Raw genomic sequence first — 5,119 nt, 5'->3', positions numbered from 1 at the left:
CGCCGGCCGGCGGAGGCGGCGGCGCCCGCGCCGGTGGCGGTGGTGGTGGTGGTGCCCGCGCCGGTGGCGGCGGTGGGCGGAGGTGAGGGGACCATGCTGACCAGGACGTTCGGGGTGGCCCTGGCGCTGCTCCTCGCCATCGGGCCCGCCATGGCGCAGACCGCAGCGGACTCGCCGGCCGGCACGACGAGCACCGCGCCCGAGCAGGCATCCCAGCCACGGCCTCCGCAGGCCTTCCGCACGCCGGAAGCGGGCTTTGCCGCGCTCGCCGATGCCGCCCGCCAGCCCACCCGCGGCGCGATCAGTCGCGTGCTGGGTGATGCCGGTGCCAGGCTCCTCCGCTCCGGCGATGCGGTCTCCGACCGCGCGGCGCTGGCCCGCTTCGCGCAAGCCTATGCCGCACGCCATGAGATCCTGCGCCCATCCGACAATCGTGCGGAGCTGCGGGTGGGCGAGGATGGCTGGCTGCTGCCGATCCCCATGCTGCGCCGCGACGGGATGTGGCGCTTCGATGCGCGGCAGGGCGCCCAGGCCATCGCCGACCGCCGCATCGGCCAGAACGAGCTCGACGCGATCGAGACGCTGCGCGCCATCGCGGATGCGCAGGACGACTTCGCCCGCAGCGCCGGCCGGCAGGGCGTCTTCCGCGCCTATGCACGACGCCTGTTCTCCTCGCCCGGCCAGCGCGACGGGCTGTTCTGGCCGACCGAGCCCGGCGAGTCACCCAGTCCGCTCGGCCCGCTCGCCGCGGCCGCCAGCGCCGGCGGCTACGCACGCGGGGGCCGCGGCGATGAGCCGCAGCCTTATCACGGCTACTTTTTCAGGATCCTGGAGGCGCAGGGGCCGCATGCCCGCGGCGGCGAGATCGACTACGTGGTGAATGGCCGGATGATCGGCGGCTTCGCAGTGATCGCCTGGCCCGCGCGGCACGGCGTCTCCGGAATCCAGACCTTCATGATCAGCCATCACGGCACGGTCTACGAGCGCAACCTCGGCCCCGACACGGCGCGCATCGCGCGCGCAATCACCGAGTTCGACCCCGGGCCCGGCTGGAACGCCGTGGCGGAATAGCCCGCGATCGCCCTGAGTGTGCACACCGAAGGTGGGCACGGCGAAGGGCGTGGATCGCCGGGCCAGGGAAGCGAGACCGGCGTAGCCCTGAACATAGTCAGGGCTACGCCAGTCTAGCGATCCGCCGCGCGGATCGCCACTACTCCGCCTTTATGTCGGCGGCGCGGATCACCGCGCCCCACTTCGCGATCTCGGCGCGCTGGAATACGCCGAACTCCGCCGGCGTGCTGCCGACCAGATCCAGGCCCAGCCCGGCGGCGCGCTCCGCCACGTCGGGCTGGCGGAGCGACCAGGCGACCTCCTGCTGCAGCCTTGCGATGGCGGCCGCGGGAGTCCCGGCGCGCACCGACATCCCGTACCAGTTCAGTACCTCGTAGTCCGGCAGCGTCTCCTTCAGGGTCGGCACGCCGGGCAGCGCGGCCAGGCGGCGCGGGCCGGTGGTGGCCAGCGCGCGCACGCGCCCGGCGGCGATGTGCGGCTGCCCGATGGCCAGCGCGTCGAACATGAACTGCACGCGGCCGCCGATCAGGTCGGCGAAGGCGGGCGCGCTGCCGCGATAGGGCACGTGGGTGGTGCGGATGCCTGCCTGCGCGTTCAGCAGCTCGCCGGAAAGGTGCGGCAGCCCGCCATTGCCGGAGGATCCGAAGTTCAGCTCGCCCGGCCGCGCCTTCGCCAGGGCGATGAACTCCGCCAGCGTCGTGGCGGGCAGGGCCGGGTTCACCACCATGACGAAGTCGAGCGAGGCGACGTGCGAGAGCGGCGCCAGGTCGCGCAGCAGGTCCACGCCGGTGTGCCCGTAGAGCGCCTGGTTCACCGCCAGCACGCCCGTGGTGCCGAACAGGACGGCATGGCCGTCGGCTTCGCCGCGCGCGACGTTCTCGAAAGACAGCAGGCCATTCGCGCCGGGCCGGTTCTCGATGACGACGGGCTGGCCAAGCCGTTCCGTCATCTTCGGCGCCATCAGCCGCGCCAGGATGTCGATGCCACCGCCCGGCGGGAAGCCGATCACGATGCGCACGGGCCGCGTCGGCGCCCAGGCCTGCGCCGCGGCGCCGCGCCCCAGGAACGGCACCGCGCATGTCGCGCCGAGCAGCGCGCGTCGCGTTGCGACCGCTGCCCCGTCGTGTCCGGGCATCCCGCCTTCCTCCCTGCCGCGCGTGAGGTCGCCGCGCTGTTGAGATTTCCCGGATGGTGGGATTATGTGGAGCGGGCGGTCAAGCGCCGCCCGCCTGCAACGGGAGGACGGGCGTGAACGCAGGTCAGGACGCGGCGCCGCGCGAGGTGCATGTCTATGCCGGCACCGCCGGCCACTCCGCCTGGTTCAGCGACGACCTGGGCGAGAGCTGGGTGCACCCGAACAGCCATTCCGGCATGTATCTCGAGGCGCGGGTCTGGTCGCTGGCCAGCCATCCCGCGACGCCCGAGCGGCTGTTTGCCGGCACCGACATGGGGATCTTCCGCTGGGACGAGCCGCGCGCACGATGGGCGCAGCTGGCATCCCCGATGGAGGATGTCTGGGCGGTTGCGGTCGATCCCGCCGACCCGGAGGTGCTGATCGCGGGGACCCGCCCGGCGGGCTTCTTCCGCTCGTCGGATGGCGGGCAGAGCTGGCGCAAGCTGGAGGCGCCGGGCCTCAGCCAGTTCTCCGAGGTCAACATGGGGCCGACGCGGGTGACGCAGATCCTGTTCGACCCGGTGGATCGCGGCACGGTCTGGGCCTCGGTCGAGATCGGCAGCATCTACCGCAGCCGCGACAACGGCGCGACCTGGGAACGCAAGGATTCGGGCCTCGTCTCCGGCGATGTCCACGGGCTGGCGGTGATCGCGCTACCCCGCGGCGGCAAGGCCGTGCTGGCCACCACCAATCGTGGTCTGCACCGCAGCGAGGACGACGGCGAGACCTGGCATCTGCAGGACCTGCCATCGCCCTGGCCCTACACCCGCGGGATCGTGCCGCGCGCGGATGGGTCGGGTGTGGTGTTCCTGGCCAACGGCAACGGGCCGCCGGGCAATGACGGCTTCCTGCTGCGCTCCCGCGACCATGGCCGCACATGGGAGGACGCGAAGCTGCCCGGACCGCTGGAGAGCAGCGTGTGGTGCATCGCCACCGACGCGGCGGACCCGATGCTGGTCTTCGCCTGCACCAACCTGGGCGAGCTGTTCCGCAGCGCCGACGGGGGCGAGAGCTGGGTGCGCCTGCCGCATGTCTTCGGGGAGCTGCGTGCCCTGCACTGGCGCAGCCTGCCCGCCGGCACCCGCCAGGCCCAGCATTCGATCACCCGGCCCACGCTGAAGGCCGCGCAGATGGGATGGAAGGCGGCATGAGCGACCGCTTCCCCGCCGTCGCGCCGGAGGCGATGGACGAGGCGCAGCGCGCGCTGGCGGCGGCGATCGCGGGCGGGCCGCGCGGCGGCGTGCGCGGCCCGTTCCTGGCGCTGCTGCACCACCCCGCGCTGGCGCAGCGCATGCAGGCGCTGGGCGAGCATCTGCGCTTCGGCACCGGGCTGCCTCCAGCGCTGGTGGAAATCGCGGTGCTGGTCACGGCGCGGCGCTGGACCTGCCAGTACGAGTGGGTCGCCCATGCCCGGATCGCCGGCAAGGCCGGGGTGCCGGAGGCGATCATCGAGGCGATCGCGGCGGGCCGCCGCCCCGACCCGATGTCGCCCGACGAGGCGCTGGTGCACGGCGTCGCCTGTGCCGCCCACGCCACCGGGGAGCTGCCGGACCCCCTCTTCGCCGCCGCCGAGGCCCGGTTCGGCCGTGCGGGAATCCTCGACCTTCTTGCGCTGTGCGGCTACTACGCCATGGTGGCGATGGTGCTGAACACGGCACGGCTGCCCCTGCCGGACGGCGTACCGCCGCCGCTGCAGCCGATCGAAGGAGGCGCGCGATGAGCGCAGCGCAGCGCGTCGGCCTGATGGTGCCGGCCAACAACACGACCATGGAGCGCGAACTGGCGGCCTGGCTTCCGCCCGGCTCCCAGGTGACCCGGGTTGGGATCCCGCGCGGTCCCGGCCTGATGACGAAGGAGAGCATCCCGGGCTACCGCAATGCCGCCATCAAGTTGGCCCGCCAGCATTTCGCCGAAGGTGCGTACGATGCCATCGCCTATGGCTGCACCGCGGCCGGGTTCATCTCCGGCCCGGCCGGGGATGCGGAACTGGCCGACCTGCTGAGCAAGGCGACCGGCCTGCCGGTGGTTACGACGGCGCGCTCCATGGTGACGGCGCTGCAGCATGACGGGCTGCGCAACATCGCCGTGGTCACGCCTTATCACGCGGACGTGAACGAGCAGCTCAAGGCCTTCCTGGCCGAGAGCGGCATCCGCGTGGCCCGGCTCGCCTCCTTCAAGGCGACCGATGTGGCGGCGCTGGGGCGCATCGTCGCGGCGGAGGTGCGGGAACTGGCGCGCCACACGATGACGAAGGAATGCGACGGCATGTTCATCGCCTGTTCGCAGCTGCCGACCTTCGAGATCCTGGACGACCTGGTGCGCGAATTCGGCCGGCCCGTCCGCTCCTCGATCAGCGCGACGGCTTGGGAACTGGGCCGGCTGCCGGTTGCGGCATGACCGCCGCCAGCGAGGCGGTGCTGCGGAACGCCGCGACCGTGACGTGGATCGAGGGGCCGGGGCATCACGGCGGCGCGCTGTCGAAGATCCTGGTGGCGGCTGAGCCGGGCGGCTCGCGGCTGGTGGACTACCGTATCTCCTCCTACGCGCCGGGCGCCCATGTCGCGCGGCACAAGCACGAGGCGAAGGAGCAGATCTACCACGTGCTGGAGGGCGAGGGCCTGCTGGAACTGGGCGAAGCCACGCATGTCGTGCGCGCCGGCGACGTCGCCCTGATCCCTCCGCATGTGCCGCACGCGCTGCAGAACACCGGCCTGGGTCGGCTGGTGTTCATCGTGGTGACGGTGCCGCTGTAGCTCACCCGACGGCGCGCGCCGGCCGGGCGGTGCGGGGCTGCGCCTCCGCCAGGCGGTCGCAGGCGTCCTGCGCCGCCGCCATCACGCGGTCCGCGAGGGCGACGCGCTGGCGCCGCGGGAT

The 5,119-nt window shown here is 72.8% G+C and carries 6 protein-coding genes; 5 read left to right on the top strand and 1 reads right to left on the bottom strand.

Translation table 11 applies throughout. The features are described 5' to 3' along the window. Positions 1 to 1,071, top strand: a 1,071-nt coding sequence (locus OZN99_RS25115) for a DUF2950 family protein (protein ID WP_270937975.1), incomplete at its 5' end; no start/stop codon positions are given. 139 nt (positions 1,072 to 1,210) lie between these two features. Here the strand turns inward: OZN99_RS25115 and OZN99_RS25110 are convergent. Then, positions 1,211 to 2,206: a Bug family tripartite tricarboxylate transporter substrate binding protein gene (locus OZN99_RS25110; protein WP_270937974.1), complete on the bottom strand. Its 996-nt coding sequence runs from the start codon at positions 2,204 to 2,206 to the stop codon at positions 1,211 to 1,213. Positions 2,207 to 2,319: 113 nt separating this feature from the next. On the opposite strand from OZN99_RS25110, the gene OZN99_RS25105 reads away from it, so the two are divergent. From OZN99_RS25105 to OZN99_RS25090, 4 genes are read left to right on the top strand one after another with little or no spacing between them, the layout of a single operon-like run. Next, positions 2,320 to 3,396: a WD40/YVTN/BNR-like repeat-containing protein gene (locus OZN99_RS25105; RefSeq protein ID WP_270937973.1), complete on the top strand. Its 1,077-nt coding sequence runs from the start codon at positions 2,320 to 2,322 to the stop codon at positions 3,394 to 3,396. Beyond that, positions 3,393 to 3,965: a carboxymuconolactone decarboxylase family protein gene (locus tag OZN99_RS25100; RefSeq protein WP_270937972.1), complete on the top strand. Its 573-nt coding sequence runs from the start codon at positions 3,393 to 3,395 to the stop codon at positions 3,963 to 3,965. The genes OZN99_RS25105 and OZN99_RS25100 overlap by 4 nt, the downstream gene beginning before the upstream one ends. Beyond that, entirely contained in the window at positions 3,962 to 4,642 is a 681-nt protein-coding gene (locus OZN99_RS25095; RefSeq protein WP_270937971.1) for a maleate cis-trans isomerase family protein, read from the top strand. The genes OZN99_RS25100 and OZN99_RS25095 overlap by 4 nt, the downstream gene beginning before the upstream one ends. Then, on the top strand, positions 4,639 to 4,998 hold the full coding sequence (locus OZN99_RS25090) for a cupin domain-containing protein (protein ID WP_270937970.1): 360 nt from the start codon (positions 4,639 to 4,641) through the stop codon (positions 4,996 to 4,998). Before OZN99_RS25095 ends, OZN99_RS25090 begins: the two co-directional genes overlap by 4 nt. The last annotated feature ends 121 nt before the right edge of the window (positions 4,999 to 5,119 follow it).

The sequence above is a fragment of the Falsiroseomonas oryzae genome (assembly GCF_027856955.1).
GTDB classification, from domain to species: Bacteria; Pseudomonadota; Alphaproteobacteria; order Acetobacterales; family Acetobacteraceae; genus Falsiroseomonas; species Falsiroseomonas oryzae.
Note: the sequence above shows the minus strand (reverse complement) of the source record. Positions and strands in the feature narration are given on the sequence as shown.

What these genes read in the sequence shown, in the direction of transcription:
- OZN99_RS25110 (WP_270937974.1), bottom strand. Translation starts at nt 2,206, where the DNA reads ATGCCCGGACACGACGGGGCAGCGGTCGCAACGCGACGCGCGCTGCTC.
- OZN99_RS25100 (WP_270937972.1), top strand. Translation starts at nt 3,393, where the DNA reads ATGAGCGACCGCTTCCCCGCCGTCGCGCCGGAGGCGATGGACGAGGCG.
- OZN99_RS25095 (WP_270937971.1), top strand. Translation starts at nt 3,962, where the DNA reads ATGAGCGCAGCGCAGCGCGTCGGCCTGATGGTGCCGGCCAACAACACG.
- OZN99_RS25090 (WP_270937970.1), top strand. Translation starts at nt 4,639, where the DNA reads ATGACCGCCGCCAGCGAGGCGGTGCTGCGGAACGCCGCGACCGTGACG.